The organism is Curtobacterium sp. PhB146, assembly GCF_004342995.1.
Taxonomy (GTDB): Bacteria; Actinomycetota; Actinomycetes; order Actinomycetales; family Microbacteriaceae; genus Curtobacterium.
Map to the genome: position 1 here is coordinate 730,089 of NZ_SMBN01000002.1, position 14,721 is coordinate 744,809.

The 14,721-nt window shown below is 72.9% G+C and carries 12 protein-coding genes; 8 read left to right on the forward strand and 4 right to left on the reverse strand.

Annotation, left to right across the window (positions count from 1 at the left end; all coding sequences use genetic code 11):
- Window positions 1–27 precede the first annotated feature (27 nt).
- Window positions 28–1,314 (reverse strand): O-antigen ligase family protein, encoded by a 1,287-nt coding sequence (locus EDF33_RS11880; protein WP_123938722.1) that lies wholly within the window; start codon window positions 1,312–1,314, stop codon window positions 28–30.
- 131 nt (window positions 1,315–1,445) lie between these two features.
- On the opposite strand from EDF33_RS11880, the gene EDF33_RS11885 reads away from it, so the two are divergent.
- On the forward strand, window positions 1,446–2,804 hold the full coding sequence (locus EDF33_RS11885; RefSeq protein ID WP_132100127.1) for a hypothetical protein: 1,359 nt from the start codon (window positions 1,446–1,448) through the stop codon (window positions 2,802–2,804).
- A 44-nt stretch (window positions 2,805–2,848) separates the two neighbouring features.
- On the opposite strand, the gene EDF33_RS11890 is transcribed toward EDF33_RS11885, so the two are convergent.
- Window positions 2,849–4,228 (reverse strand): O-antigen ligase family protein, encoded by a 1,380-nt coding sequence (locus EDF33_RS11890; RefSeq protein ID WP_132100128.1) that lies wholly within the window; start codon window positions 4,226–4,228, stop codon window positions 2,849–2,851.
- 65 nt (window positions 4,229–4,293) lie between these two features.
- Here EDF33_RS11890 and manA point away from each other — a divergent pair, with 65 nt between their 5' ends.
- The 5 genes from manA to EDF33_RS11915 all read left to right on the forward strand — a co-directional run bounded on the left by manA (window position 4,294) and on the right by EDF33_RS11915 (window position 11,479).
- Window positions 4,294–5,502 carry a mannose-6-phosphate isomerase, class I gene (gene manA / locus EDF33_RS11895; protein ID WP_132100129.1) on the forward strand — a complete coding sequence of 403 codons (1,209 nt, stop codon included), beginning with the start codon at window positions 4,294–4,296 and terminating at the stop codon, window positions 5,500–5,502.
- Between the two features lie 75 nt (window positions 5,503–5,577).
- Window positions 5,578–6,540 (forward strand): UDP-glucose 4-epimerase GalE, encoded by a 963-nt coding sequence (gene galE, locus EDF33_RS11900; protein WP_132100130.1) that lies wholly within the window; start codon window positions 5,578–5,580, stop codon window positions 6,538–6,540.
- Between the two features lie 197 nt (window positions 6,541–6,737).
- Window positions 6,738–7,061, forward strand: a complete 324-nt coding sequence (locus EDF33_RS11905) for a WhiB family transcriptional regulator (protein ID WP_111085981.1) — start codon at window positions 6,738–6,740, stop codon at window positions 7,059–7,061.
- A gap of 180 nt (window positions 7,062–7,241) precedes the next feature.
- Window positions 7,242–10,079: a glycosyltransferase family 2 protein gene (locus EDF33_RS11910; protein WP_132100131.1), complete on the forward strand. Its 2,838-nt coding sequence runs from the start codon at window positions 7,242–7,244 to the stop codon at window positions 10,077–10,079.
- Window positions 10,076–11,479, forward strand: a complete 1,404-nt coding sequence (locus EDF33_RS11915; protein WP_123938727.1) for a DUF5719 family protein — start codon at window positions 10,076–10,078, stop codon at window positions 11,477–11,479. Before EDF33_RS11910 ends, EDF33_RS11915 begins: the two co-directional genes overlap by 4 nt.
- 37 nt (window positions 11,480–11,516) lie before the next feature.
- Here the strand turns inward: EDF33_RS11915 and EDF33_RS11920 are convergent, their stop codons facing one another.
- The gene (locus tag EDF33_RS11920) at window positions 11,517–11,957 is read right to left on the reverse strand and encodes a metallopeptidase family protein (RefSeq protein ID WP_123938728.1); all 441 of its coding nucleotides are present in this window, start codon (window positions 11,955–11,957) and stop codon (window positions 11,517–11,519) included.
- A 78-nt stretch (window positions 11,958–12,035) separates the two neighbouring features.
- On the opposite strand from EDF33_RS11920, the gene EDF33_RS11925 reads away from it, so the two are divergent.
- Both EDF33_RS11925 and ahcY read left to right on the forward strand, forming a co-directional pair.
- Complete coding sequence (locus EDF33_RS11925) at window positions 12,036–12,251, forward strand: DUF3499 family protein (RefSeq protein WP_111085977.1); 216 nt, start codon at window positions 12,036–12,038, stop codon at window positions 12,249–12,251.
- A 104-nt stretch (window positions 12,252–12,355) separates the two neighbouring features.
- Window positions 12,356–13,834, forward strand: coding sequence for an adenosylhomocysteinase (gene ahcY, locus EDF33_RS11930; protein ID WP_111086022.1), 1,479 nt, complete (start codon window positions 12,356–12,358; stop codon window positions 13,832–13,834).
- 16 nt (window positions 13,835–13,850) lie between these two features.
- On the opposite strand, the gene EDF33_RS11935 is transcribed toward ahcY, so the two are convergent.
- Window positions 13,851–14,720: an RDD family protein gene (locus EDF33_RS11935; protein ID WP_132100132.1), complete on the reverse strand. Its 870-nt coding sequence runs from the start codon at window positions 14,718–14,720 to the stop codon at window positions 13,851–13,853.
- Window position 14,721 lies beyond the last annotated feature (1 nt).

The following is a 14,721-nucleotide window of genomic DNA, read 5'->3' on the forward strand; positions in this document are numbered from 1 at the left end:
CACGCCGTGCCTGCGCCCCCGCGGCACCTACGCCCGCGGCAGGTGCCGGCGCCACGAGCGCCGCCGCGCCGCGATCACGAGCACGGTCACGAAGAACATCAGGCCCGCACCGTGCAGCAGGTAGCTCTCCGCCGTGCTCGTCACCGCGAGCAGCACCAGCACCGCGGCCGGCCACACGTAGGCCACCCCGGGGAACGTCGTCGCCGTCACCCATGCCCGAGCGAAGGCCAGCAGCGCGGCGATCCCCAGGATGATCGTGCCGGCGACCCCGAGCTGCAGCCACGCGTCGACGAACGCGTTGAGGCCGGACGTGAACCGCGCGCCGGACGGGTCGATGAGCGTGACGTACGGCACGACGGGCTCGGTCGGCCACGTCCCGACCCACCCCCAGCCCTGGATCGGGTAGCGCTCGGTCAGGACGCGGATCTGCGACCACAGGTCGATGCGCGTCGCCGTGCCCCCCGCCGCACCGATCTCCGCGAGCAGCCGGTGCCGCGCGAACACGGCCACGACCAGGGTGAGCAGGACCGCGCCGCCGAGGACGCCGTTGACCACCGGTCTGGTGGCGGGTCGTGCGTGCCGGAGCGACCAGAGGGCCAGCGCGGTGACGGCGAGGGCGATCATCGCGAGGCCGGTGATGGGGGACTGCACGAGCATCAGCGCGATGACGGCGAGGGCGGTGGAGCCGATCGCCCGCCACATGGTGACCGAGCGGGTGAGGAACTCGACGACGAAGGTGACCAGGGCCATCGCGGCGATGAACCCCATGAAGTTGCGGGTGCCGCCGATGCCCTGGATCGGGCCACCGTAGGCGATGTCACCGCGGATCCCGAAGGCCGGCAGCGGGACGTCGAGCACCAGTCCGGACAGGACCTCGAGGCCGAGGGCGACGACGAGGAGGATCCGGAACGCGTCACCCGACGCCCGGATCACCTGCACCAGGTCCCGCCCGAGCGCCAGGTAGAGGCCGAGTCCGATGAAGCAGACCGTCTGCACGAGACCGCGCAGGGCGACCCACGAGTACTCGCTCCAGAGCACGCTCAACGCGCAGTACCCGACGAACGCCAGCAGCGACAGGGGCAGCACACCGTGCCACTCGATCCGGTACCGCTGCCCGAGCAGGCTCAGCCCGGCGAGGACGAACAGCGTCACGAGCACGGCCCACGTGCCCGACCGGCCGACGAGGGCCTGGACGGTCGGCTGCCCGAACCCGAACAGCACGATGACCGTCGCGAGCGCCTGGCTGAACCGTCCACCGGCCGAGAAGCCGATCCAGGCGGAGAGGTACCGGCGCCCGAGCACGTGTCTGCTCACCCGGCCGTCCGTCACGCGTCCATCTTGGCGTACGACCTTGTGACGAGTCGCCCGCATCGCGGAACGGCTGTATCGACGATCCGCGGTGTGGCGTCATCGACGATGCGCGATGCTGACCTAGCTTCACTGCAATGGACCCCCTGCGGAGGGCCGCCGGCCTGCCGCTGGTCGCGGTCGTCATCGGCTTCGCCGCCGCCGCGCTCGCCTGGTACCGGCTCGGCCCCGTGCCCCGGAACACCGTCTGGGCCGAGGACGGCGGGGTCTTCCTGCGGGAGCGCATCGCCCTCGGCCCCGTGGACACCCTGCTGCACCCGTACGCCGGGTACGTGCACCTGCTGCCCCGGATGGTGGTCGACCTCGGGTACGCACTGCCGACCGCGCGGTACGCCCAGGTCGTCTCGCTGTCGTCCTGCCTGGTGGTCGGGGCCGTGTGCGCGCTGGTCTTCGTCCTGTCCCGCGACGTGGTCCGACCGTGGCCGTTCCGCCTCGTGCTCGCCGCGGTGCCCGTCGTGCTGCCGCTCGCGCCGTACGAGATCAGCGGGAACGCCGCCAACCTGCACTGGTACCTGCTCGTGCTGGTGCCGTGGGTCTTCGCGCACCGCAGCCGGACCTGGTGGGGAGCCGTCGGGCTCGCCGTCGTCGCCGGACTCGCGGTCCTCACGGAACCGCAGACGATCCTGTTCACGCCGCTGCTCCTGCTCGCGTGGCCGCTGCGTCGTCCTGGGGGCGACGGGTCTCGCCGTGCGCGCATGCTCCCGCTGCCCGTCACGGTCGCGGCGCTCGCCGGGGCCGTCGTGCAGGTCGTCACGACGCTCACCCACCCGCGCGACCTGACCCCCGGCGCTCCCGCGTTCCACGACGTGCTCGCCGGGTTCCTGCTCCGGCCCGTCGCCGGCGCGTGGGACCCGCACCTCGGCGTCGTGGTCTCCACGGTCGTCGAGCACGGCTGGGCGCCGGTCCTCGTGCCCGTCAGCGCACTGGTGCTGGTCCTCGTCGCCGGTGTCGTCGTCGGGCCGGCCCGCTCCCGGTGGATGGTCGTCGCGCTGACAGTCGCGTCCGGTGCCGTGTGGTGGGCGGCGCTGCTGGCGAACGACGGTGCCGGGCAGCCGTGGGCGAACCCCACGGCCGCCATGGCGGCGATCCCGCCGCAGCGGTACGCAGCCGCGTCCGGCCTGCTGCTCGTCAGCGCCGCGGTGGTCGCCGCCGCCGCGCTGGTGGACACCGACCGGTGGTCGCGTGTCGCGCAGCGGACGGGAGGCACGGGTCGCCTCGTCGGGGCGCTGGCCGCCTGGTGCGTGGTCGCCGCCGTCGTCGCGTCGGCCGTCCTGCACGTCGCGCCGGCGGACACCCGGCGCAGCGACGGGCCGGTGTGGGCGGAGCAGCTGCCCGCGGCCGCCGAGGCGTGTCGCGCCGACCCGACGCTCGAGGTCGTGCGGGTGCGCTCGAACCCGTGGTCGTCACCGGTCGCGTGCGCGTGGCTGTTCCGCTGACGCGGGACGCTGACGCGGGACCGCCCACTGCGGGCCGCTGACGATCAGCGCGTGGTGGCCCAGCGGAACTCGCGCTTCGCGGGCGGGGTGCGCGGGCCGTCGCCGGTCGACGTCGGTTCCTCGCCGGTCAGGACGATCCGGGTCTTGATGGCGATGAGCGCGAAGAGCACCCAGTTCCCCTGGTAGAGCAGCCGCGACTCCGCGACGGACTGCACGAGCAGCGCGACGACGACGAGCAGCGGCAGGAGCGACACCGGGTCGAACGTGCGCGGACGGAGTGCGGCGTCGTAGCCGATCCGGGTCGCGCACGCCCACGAGCGCGACAGCGTCGTGACGACGTACAGCAGGAACAGGACGAGGCCGATGATGCCGGTCTGCATCCACACGTCGAGGTAGGCGTCGTGTGCCTGCAGGTACGTGACGCCCTTGCGGTGCGCCAGGTCGGCCAGGGTGGGGATGCCGGGCCACCAGTAGCCGATCCAGCCCCAGCCGACGACGGCGTGCTGGTCGATCAGACCGAGCACCTTCGCCCAGATCTCGCCGCGGCCGGTCGCGTCCGACCCCTTGCCGAGCAGCTCCGAGACCGGACCGCGCAGCACGAACGCCGCGCCGGCGACGACGACCGCGCCGACCGCGAGCAGCAGGTAGCGCGGGGTGCGTCGCTCGGTCGGGACCCGGCGCATCCACACGGCGACCAGGGCGACGACGGCGACGACCAGCGCGGCCGCGATGACCGTGGAGGAGCGGGTCAGGACGAACCCGAGGACGGCGACCACGAGCCAGCCGGTGGCCCGCTGCCGGCGCATCCGGCCCTCGGCGAGCTGCAGCACGACGACGATCGCGACGAGCAGCGCGACCATCGCCAGCAGGTTCGCGTTGCCCGGCAGGCCCTGGATGCGGCCACCGGTGAAGAGCTCGGCGCGTGAGAAGTAGAAGGCGTCCGGGATGTCGGCGTCGCCGTAGTCGGTCCAGATCGGCGCGATGGGGTGCCGCACGAACACGGCGACGACGGCCTCGAACAGGATCGAGAGCAGCAGCACCCAGCGGAGCGCGAGGCTGAGCGCGTCGAGGATCCGGCGCCAGGTCAGGGTGGACGCGATCGTGAAGGCCACGGCGGCGCAGACCACCTGCACGGTCAGGCTCGAGATCGTGGCGAACCGCCAGTGTGACCAGACGACGGACAGCAGGCACCACCCCAGGAAGGCCCAGAGCGGCCAGGGGGAGCGCACGAGCGGCGGCTTCGCCCGGACCAGGATCGTGATGCCCCAGGCGGCGACGAGCGCCCACAGGACGCCTGCTCCGACCCAGGTGAGGGTGTTCGGGACGGCGTCCCCGGCGAACAGCACGAAGATCGTGGTCGCACCGAAGGCGAACGCCTCGCGCTCGGGTACGGTCCCGCGTGCCAGCGGCCAGGTGTTCGTCACGACGTCAGGCTACCGGCGGCGGCGGGCCACCGGAGTCCCCGGATCCCGCCGGTAGGCTCTCGCCCATGTTCCTCGGCATCACGAACACCCCCCGCGACTACGCCTGGGGCTCGGTCACCGCGATCCCGGAGCTCCTCGGTCGCACCGTCACCGGCGCCCCGCAGGCAGAGCTCTGGCTCGGCGCCCACCCGGGCAGCCCGAGCGTGGTCGTCAACCCGGCGATGGTCGGCGGTGCCGACACACTGCTCGACTGGATCGCCGCCGAGCCGCAGGACGCCCTGGGCGGCGACCGAACCGGCCTGCCGTTCCTGCTGAAGGTGCTCGCAGCGGCGGCGCCCCTGTCGCTGCAGGCGCACCCGACGCCGGAGCAGGCCGAGGCCGGCTTCGCGCGCGAGGAGCGCGAGGGCATCGCGATCGACGACCCGGCGCGCAACTACAAGGACCCGTTCCCGAAGCCCGAGCTCGTCGTCGCGCTGAGCGAGCGGTTCGAGGCCCTGAGCGGCTTCCGCCCGGTCGAGGAGACCCTGGCCGAGGTCCGCGTGGTCGACGCCGGCAGCGGTCGGCTCGGCCCGCTCGAGGTGCACCTGCAGCACGGCCTCGAGGACACCGTGCGGTGGCTCGAGACGGCCGACGACTCCGCGCTCGCCGTCGTGCAGGCCGCGAGCGACCTCGCCGTCGCCCTCGACGACGACCTGGTCACCCCGAACACGGCGACGGTCCGCGACCTGGCGACGAGCTGGCCGGGCGACCCCGGCATCGTCGTCTCCCTGCTCATGCACCGGGTGACGCTCACCGCGGGGCAGGCGATGTACCTGCCCGCCGGCAACATCCACGCCTACCTGGACGGCCTCGGCATCGAGCTGATGGCGCCGTCCGACAACGTGCTGCGCGGGGGACTGACGCCGAAGCACGTCGACGTCCCCGAACTCCTGCACGTGCTCGACTTCACGGCCTACCCGGCACCGGTCCTCGAGCCCGAGCGCCTGGCCCCCGGCGTGGACCGCTTCGCACCGGAGGACGTCGGGTTCGCGCTGCTGCGGGTCGACGGCGACGGACGACCGGTCGGCCTGAGCACCGGCGGGGTGGCTCCGCTGGCTGGCCCGTCGATCGCGATCTGCACCGAGGGCGTCGTGACGCTCGTCGGCGCGACGTCCGCCACGCTGCTCCGCCAGGGCGAGTCCTGCTTCATCACACCGGACGAGGGCGACGTCACGGTCGAGGCCGACTCGTCGAACGGCGTGACGTCCACGGTCTTCATCGCCACCGGCCGGTAGCGCGGAGCCGCACCCGCTGGCGCGGTCCCGCACACCGCGACCGGGGTGCACCGTCCGTCCGCTAGCGTGGCGACCATGAGTTGGCTGGTCACCGGCGGTGCCGGGTACATCGGGTCCCACGTCGTCCGAGCACTGCGCTCGGCCGGCATCGACACGGTCGCGTTCGACGACCTCTCGAGCGGCTTCCGCGCGTTCGTGCCGGACGACGTGCCGTTCGTCGAGGGAACGATCCTGGACGGCGAGCTGGTCGCCCGCACCCTGCGCGAGCACGACGTCACCGGCGTGGTGCACGTCGCGGGCTTCAAGTACGCCGGCGTCTCGGTCGAGCGTCCGCTGCACACCTACGAGCAGAACGTCACCGGCATGGCGACGCTGCTCCGTGCGATGGCCGAGAACGGCGTCACGAAGGCCGTCTTCTCGTCGAGCGCCGCGGTCTACGGCACCCCGGACGTCGACGTCGTCGTGGAGTCGACCCCGAAGGCACCAGAGTCCCCGTACGGCGAGTCGAAGCTCATCGGCGAGTGGCTGCTGCGCGACATGGAGGTCGCCGCGGGCTTCACGACGACCTCGCTCCGCTACTTCAACGTCGTCGGCTCCGGCGAACCCGACCTGTACGACGCCAGCCCGCACAACCTGTTCCCGCTCGTGTTCGACGCCCTGCTGGCCGGCCGCACGCCGCGCATCAACGGTGACGACTACGCCACCGAGGACGGCACCTGCGTCCGTGACTACATCCACGTCGCCGACCTCGCGCACTCGCACGCCGTCGCGGCGCAGAAGCTCGAGGCGGGGGAGTCGCTCGAGCAGGCGTACAACCTCGGCAGCGGCGACGGTGTGAGCGTCCGGCAGATCATGGACGCCATGGCGAAGGGCACCGGGATCGCCTTCGACCCGGAGATCGCGCCCCGCCGCCCCGGCGACCCGGCGCGCATCGTGGCCACCGGCGAGGCCGCCACGCGCGACCTCGACTGGGCGATGCGCCACACGCTGGACGAGATGGTCACGAGTGCGTGGGAGGCCCGCCGCAGCGTCTCCTAGCGGCTGAGGACGTGTCAGTTGTCCCCCGAAACCCCGACAGACCGGGCGCGACACGCCCAGACGGGGGACATGACACGCCGAAGCGGTCAGTGCCTTCTATGATCCGCGACTTGACTCAGGCGAATGACACCGCTGTAATTACAGGCAACGACTTCAATCGTTGTGGTCCCGTTATCGAGACGTCAGGGGTGATCAGGGTGAACGGTTCCGACTTCCACGCCGGAGTTCCGGAGGACTGGCACGTCGACCCCGTGGCGCTCGGCGTCCCGGGTGTTCGACGGCCGGAGACGGACGACGAGGAGAACCCGCTCGCGTGGCAGGTCGACTCGCTGTGCGCACAGACCGACCCGGAGGCGTTCTTCCCCGAGAAGGGCGGCTCCACGCGCGAAGCGAAGAAGATCTGCACGTCGTGCGAGGTCCGGGCGCAGTGCCTCGAGTACGCGCTCGAGAACGACGAACGCTTCGGCATCTGGGGCGGCCTGTCCGAGCGCGAGCGTCGCAAGCTCAGGAAGCGCGCGTAGCCGTCCAGGAGGCACGGTGCGCGCCCGGCGCACACCGTGCGGTCCCGAATCCTCGTCGCAGGCTCCTCGGCGCGACCTCGCACGGCGCTGGCGCGCCGTGACCGCTCGGCCGCGCAGGTTCACGGCGCGCCGCCGTCCGCAGCGGACGCCGTGCCTCCAGACCGTAGAGTGACGCCCGTCATGCAGCCCAGAGTCACCGCGATCCTCGTCGCCGCCAACGGAGCGGCCCACCTCGACCGGACCCTGGACGCACTCGCGGCCCAGACCCGCCACCCCGAGAACCTGGTGGTCGTCGACGTCGGATCGACCGACGGCTCCACCGCCGGCCTGTCCTTCGGCGGGTCCGCCGAGCTCCTGCGCCTGCCCGCCGGACGCCCCTTCGGCGAGGCCGTCGCCCGCGGGGAGCGCGAGGCCCCGCCCGCCGTCGTGGACGAGCCCGTCGACGAGTGGCTGTGGCTGCTCGGGCACGACAACGCGCCGTCGCCGACCGCACTCGCCGACCTGCTCTCCGCCGTCGAGATCGCGCCGTCCGTGGTCGTGGCCGGCCCGAAGCTCGTCGCCGACGACGACCCCTCGCTCATCCGCGCGTTCGGCGAGAGCATGACGCGCTTCGGCCGATCGATCGGTCTCGTGCAGGACGAGCTCGACCAGGGCCAGCACGACCGGCACACCGACGTGCTCGGCGTCGCCGCCGGCGGCATGCTCGTGCGCCGCTCGGTGTGGACCGAGCTCGCCGGCTTCGACCCGGCGCTGCCCGACGTCGACGCCGCCCTCGACTTCTGCGTCCGGGTGCGCCTGGCCGGGCACCGCGTCGCCCTGGTCCCCGAGGCGAAGGTCACCACCGCCGGTCCGGTCGAGGAGTTCGGCCGCAAGCGCGTCTCCGAGGCCCGCCGTGTCCGCATGCACCGGCAGGCGCAGCTGCACCGCCGGATGACCTACGCGCCGGGCGGACTGCTCTGGCTGCACTGGCTCACCCTCGTCCCCTTCGCACTCGGCCGGGCGATCGGCCACCTCGTCGCCAAGCACCCCGCGGCCGTCGTCCCCGAGCTCGCCGCGGCGTTCGCGGTGGCCTTCGGCGGAGGCACCGGTCGGGCGCGCAGGAACCTCGCCCGCACGAAGAAGCTCGGTTGGGCCGCCGTCGAACCGCTCCGGGTCAGCTGGCGTCGGGTGCACGAGCACCGCACCACCTCGCGCGACGTCGAACTCGCCCGGGTCGAGGACGCCCCGATCGCGCGGGCGTCGTTCCTCGGCGACGGCGGGATCTGGGTCGTGCTGGCCGCGGCCGTCCTGAGCGTCGTCACGCTCTACCCCCTGCTCGGCTCACCGGCGCTGACCGGCGGTGGCCTGCTGCCCCTCAGCACGAGCGTTGGGCAGCTCTGGCAGAACGTCGGGTACGGCTGGCACTCGCTCGGCACCGGGTTCACCGGTCCGTCCGACCCGTTCGCCGCCGTGCTGGCGGTCCTCGGGTCGATCGTGTTCTGGTCGCCCTCGACGTCCGTCGTGCTCGTGATGCTCGTCGCGTTCCCGGTCTCCGCCCTCGGCGCCTGGTTCGCGGTCCGCAAGGTCACCACGCGCAAGTGGGTGCCGGTGATCGGTGCCGCGCTGTACGCCATCGCGCCCTCGCTCGTCGGCGCGGTCACGACGGGCCACCTCGGCGCCGTCATCGCGCACCTGGTGCTGCCGTGGCTGTTCGTCGCCGTGCTCGAGGCGCACCGCTCGTGGGCCTGGGCCTCTGGTGCCTCGCTGCTGTTCGCGGTCGTGGCGGCCTCGGCGCCGTCGTTGCTGCCGGTCCTGCTGATCGGGTGGCTCGTCGCGCTCGTCGTCGGCTGGCGCCGTGCACACCGTCGGGCCTTCATCCCGGTGCCGACCGCCGTGCTCTTCCTGCCGCTCGTCCTCGCCCAGGTCGCGCGCGGCAACGTCCTCGCCGTCTTCGCGGACCCCGGCGTCCCGTCCGCCACGCGTGCGCCGTCCGCACTGCAACTGGCCATCGGTCAGCCGCTGCCGGACTGGAGCGGGTGGCTGCCCGCCACGTCCGGGCTCGCAGCCGTCGGCACGTGGCTGCCGATCGTGATGGCCGTCCTGGCCGTCCCGATCGCCGCCGCGGCGATCGGCGCGATGCTCGGACACCGCTGGGCCGTCGCCGGCTCGGCGCTCGTCGTCGCACTGCTCGGGTTCGGCACCGCGTTCGCCGCCACCCACGTGACCGTCACCGGCGTCGGGTCGACCACCACCATCGTGTGGCCGGGCAGTGGGCTGTCGGTGTACTGGCTCGCGATCGTGGTCGCTGCCTGCATCGGGATCGACGTGCTGCCCAAGGCCGCCCCGGTCACGGGACTCGTCGCGACGGTGCTCGCCGGTGTGGCGGTGGCCCCCGCCTTCGCCGCGTTCTACCTCGGCAACGCCGCCATCCAGCCGACCACCGGCCGGGTGCTCAGCGCGTACGTGAACGCCGAGGCGCAGGCGAACCCCGACGTCGGCACGCTCGTCGTGGTGCCGCAGGACGACGGGTCGCTCGCGGTCGCGCTCGAACGCGGCCAGGGAGCCACCCTCGACGACCAGTCGACCCTCGACGCCACCGCCCTGCGGTTGAGCGAGTCCGGCGCCCGGCTCACGACGCTCGCCGGCAACCTGGCGAGCCGCAGCGGCTACGACCCCCGGCCGGCACTGCAGGAACTCGGCATCAGCTTCGTCCTGCTCGACGACGCCGGTGACGACCCCGAGGCGCAGACCGTGCACGACCGTGCCGCTGGCGCGATCGGGCAGAACGCGCTCTTCACGAGCATCGGTGAGACCACGAACGGCCAGCTGTTCCACTACGAGGGCGACGTCGACCGGACCACCACCGGGTCCGCCGCCGCCCGTGCCACACACGTCCTGTACCTGGTCGTCCTCGGCGTGGTGTTCGGGGCGGCCGCCCTGCTCGCCGTGCCGACGGCCCCGCGCCGTCGCCGCGCCACCTCGAACGTCATCGAGGCCGAGGAACCCGCGACCACCTTCGACGAGGAGCGCGACGAATGAGCACCACCACCCGCTCCGTCCGACGCTGGGTCGTCCGCGGCACCGCGACCGCGATCGCCGTCGTCGTGGCTGCCGGCGCCGTCACGGCCGCGCACGCCTACGGCACCGCGGCCGAGCCGGGTCGCCCGGCCGGCCGCACCGTCACCCCGGTGCCCGCCGACGCCGAGCGCGTCTGCGCCGGCAGCGCCCTGCGCCTGTCCGACGACTCCGGCAACGACGCCACCCAGGCGAGCACCGTCGGGTCGGCGACCGTGGCCACTGCGACGACCGGCTCGACCGTCGAGCGCACCTCGCTCGACCCGTCGTCCACCGGTGGCAGCGACCCGCGCCTGCTCACCGCCCCCGCGGGCGACACGACACCGCAGGTGGCGGGCAGCAGCTACCAGAGCGTCTCCAGCGGCGACCTGGTCGGTGCCGGCGCGGCGTCGTGCGACGACCCGTCGCAGTCGACCTGGCTCGTCGGCGGCTCGACCGAGACCGGGCGCACCAGCCTCGTCACCCTGTCGAACCCGACCGACGTGAACGCCACCGTCGACCTGGCCATCTACGACGGCACCGGCACGGTCAGCGCCCCCGGCACGACCGGCATCGTCGTCGCCCCGAACACCCAGAAGGTCGTCCCGCTGTCCGGCTTCGTGTCCGACCAGGGATCCACCGTCGTGCACGTGTCGTCCTCGGGCGGGCAGATCGTCGCCCACATGCAGGAGACCGTCGTCCGCACGCTGACCCCCGGTGGCTACGACATCGTCTCCGGCGGCGCCGCTCCCTCGCGGTCGCAGGTGATCCCCGGCGTCGTGCTCGCCGGCGCGCAGGAGGCACAGCGCGGTGACGACACGGCGGACGCAGCCCCCGTCGTCCGGCTGTTCGTCCCCGGTACCGAGTCGGCACGCGTCACGCTCGGCATCAGCACGGCGGACGGCGGCGGCACGACCGTGAACGCCACCGCCGAGCCCGGGGTCGTGACCGACGTCGCGCTCGACGACTTCCCGGACGGCCGCTACTCGTTCACCGTCACGTCGACGCAACCCGTCGTCGCCGGTGCCCGCACGACCTCACCGACGGCCGACGGCAACAGCGACCTCGGTTGGTTCGCCTCGGCCGAGCCCCTGGGCGACCAGGTCATCACCGCGGTGGCACCGGGGGAGGGCGTCCGCATGAACTTCGTGAACCCGACGCGTGAGGACCGTGCGATCACGATCCGCTCCGGCGACGAGAAGCGCACCATCACGGTGCTGTCGGGTGCCACCGCCACCATGCCCGTGCAGACCGCGAAGCAGCTCTCGATCTCCGGCGCCGAAGGGGTCGTGGTGGGCGTGACCTACCGCGGGGACGACGGCATCGCCGGGTTCCCGGTCCGACCGTCCACCCAGGTGTCCACGCCGGTGCGCGTCTACCCCTGACGGTGACGTCGGTGCGGTGCCCCCGGGTGCCGCGTCGTCACCAGTGGCGGTAGCGGTCCGGCGCCAGGTCCCACGGGTCCTTGCCGATCAGCTCGCCGACGGCGCGGAACACGGCCGTCTCGATGATGATCCGCCGGTCCGCGTCGTCCTTCTCGGGGCTGCGGTTCACTCGCTCGACGGGGATCCGGAACACGGTGACCCTGCGGGTGTCGCGGTCGATGCGCCAGCGGGGCATCGCGTCGGGCAGGGTGGCGTCGGTCGGCATGTCGGCCACCTGGAACACCACGCCCGACAGCTCGTCGGGCCAGAGCCCGATCAGGTAGTGGGCACTGTCGCCGACGATGCGGTCGAAGGCCTCGGCGCGGGTGGTGATCGGTGCGAGCTCGGGACCGGTCACGCTCGACCGCCCGCCGCGTCCGTGCCGGGAGCGGCCTCGACCGCGGTCGACCGGAGTGACGAGGCGGGGCTTGCGACGCATCCCCACATCGTACGCGTGCCGTCGTCACTCCCGGTCGCTGCGGTCGCTCGTGCGCGCTCCGCTAGGCTCCCTGACGACATGGACGTGAGGATCTGCAGCAAGGTCGCGTGCGCCGCGAGCGCTTCGGCGACCCTGACCTACGACTACGGGGACTCCATGGTCGTCGTCGGGCCGCTCTCCACGCGGGTCGAACCGCACGGCTACGACCTCTGCGCCCGGCACGCGGCCGGCCTGCGCGTCCCGCGCGGCTGGCAGGTGGTGCGGCGCGAGCCGCTGCAGCGCGAGACCGACTGACGGCTCGCGTCCGCGACGCACCAGCGGTGGTGGACGGGAGGCCCGTGGAACGTGACCGACGTCGGCTGGGGACCCGCGCCTCCCGGCATGGAAGACTGATGGGCATGCCCACCGAAGCCCAGACCGCAGCACCGTACCGCGTCGCCGACCTCTCGCTCGCCGAGGCGGGCCGTCACCAGATCCGCCTCGCCGAGAACGAGATGCCGGGCCTGATGGCCCTGCGTGAGGAGTTCGGTGCGTCGCAGCCGCTGGCCGGCGCGCGCATCGCCGGTTCGCTGCACATGACGGTGCAGACGGCCGTCCTGATCGAGACGCTCGTCGCCCTGGGTGCGCAGGTGCGGTGGGCGAGCTGCAACATCTTCTCGACGCAGGACGAAGCCGCCGCGGCGATCGCGGTCGGGCCGACCGGCACGCCGGACGCGCCAGCCGGCGTCCCCGTGTTCGCGTGGAAGGGCGAGACGCTCGAGGAGTACTGGTGGTGCACCAGCCGCATCTTCGACTGGACCGCCGAGGCCGCTGCCGTCGGAGCCGACTGGGCCGGTCCGAACCTGATCCTGGACGACGGCGGTGACGCCACCATGCTCGTGCACACCGGAGCCGACGCCGAAGCCGCTGGTGCTGCGCCGGTCGCCGGTGCCGATGCGAGTGCCGAGTGGAAGATCGTGCTCGACACCGTCGCGGCGTCGCTCGAGACGTCGTCCGACCGCTGGACCCGCATCGCCGCGGACATCGAGGGCGTCACCGAGGAGACCACCACGGGCGTGCACCGCCTGTACGAGCTGTCGCGCAACGGACAGCTGCGGTTCCCCGCGATCAACGTGAACGACTCCGTGACGAAGTCGAAGTTCGACAACAAGTACGGCATCCGCCACTCCCTGCCCGACGGCCTCAACCGTGCGACCGACGTCCTGATGGGCGGCAAGGTCGCGTTCGTGGTCGGGTACGGCGACGTCGGCAAGGGTGCGGCAGAGGCACTGCGCGGCCAGGGCGCGCGCGTCATCGTCAGCGAGGTCGACCCGATCTGCGCGCTGCAGGCCGCGATGGACGGCTACCAGGTGGCCCGTCTGGCCGACGTCATCGAGACCGTCGACATGGTCATCACGTGCACGGGCAACCTCGGCGTCGTGGGCGTCGACGAGATGCTCGGCCTGAAGCACCTGGCGATCGTCGCCAACGTCGGCCACTTCGACAACGAGATCGACATGGCCGGGCTCGAGTCCCTGCCCGGTGTGGAGAAGGTCGAGATCAAGCCGCAGGTGCACGAGTGGCGCCTGCCGACCGGCCGCTCGATCCTGGTGCTGTCCGAGGGGCGGCTGATGAACCTCGGCAACGCCACCGGGCACCCGTCGTTCGTGATGAGCAACTCGTTCACGAACCAGGTCCTGGCGCAGATCGAGCTGCACACCCGTCGTGACGAGTACCCGACCGGGGTCTACGTGCTGCCGAAGCACCTGGACGAGAAGGTCGCACGCTTGCACCTCGGCGCCCTCGGGGTGGAGTTGACGACGCTGCGCCCGGAGCAGGCGGCGTACATCGGCGTGCCGGTCGAGGGCCCCTTCAAGCCCGAGCACTACCGGTACTGAGCCGGGGTGCACCGCGCTAGCGCGGGAAGCCCGGGGGCCGCGCCGACGCCGACGCGCCCGCCTCGGTGAGCAACCCGACGCGGGAGCGCAGCGCCTGCACGTCCCGCCCACGGCGCAGCACGACGACCCCGGCGAGGAACACCTCGGCGGGCACCGGCGGCACCGGGTGGGCGAAGGGTGCGACGTCCGCTGCCAGCGCCCGGGCGGCGGACTCCCGGAGTTCGGGGCGCATCACGGCGGCCCCGCGGAAGAACGCGCCGAGCCGGTTCTCGAGCCGCTGCGGCAGCGCCGAGACGTCCGCGACCGTGGCCCAGGCCGTCAGCTCGGGTGGCAGCACCACCTGGGGGTCGCGCTGCTTCGGCAGCCGCTCGTGCTGCACGACGGTGCCGGCGAGCAGGTCCCCGAGGCGCCGCGGACGACTGCCGAACAACGCCACGAGCAGCGCCACCGACCCGAACGTCATCCACAGCTCGAACAGCCCGACGAGCGCGCGGGTGAAGGCGTGCCGGAACCCGATCGCACCGCCGTCGACCCGGACGACCCGCGTGCCGACGGCGTACCGGCCGACGCTCCGGCCCCGGGTCACCGTCTCGACGGCGGCCGGCACGAGCACGAGCACGGCGACGAACAGGGCGAGGCTCAGCGCGGCGCCCCACGCCTCGTCGAGGCCACTCGGCCACAGCCGGGACACCCCGAACACGAGCAGCAGGTACAGGACGAGCAGGCACACCCCGTCGAGGAGCGCCGACGCCAACCGCAGGACGAGTCCGGCCGGCTGCACGTCGAGCGCGACCGCCTCGCCGACCACGAGCTCGTCGGCGGTCTCGTCCAGGGCGAGCGAGAACCGGGCATCGGCGAGGTCGCGCGGCGTGCTGGGCTTCGACATG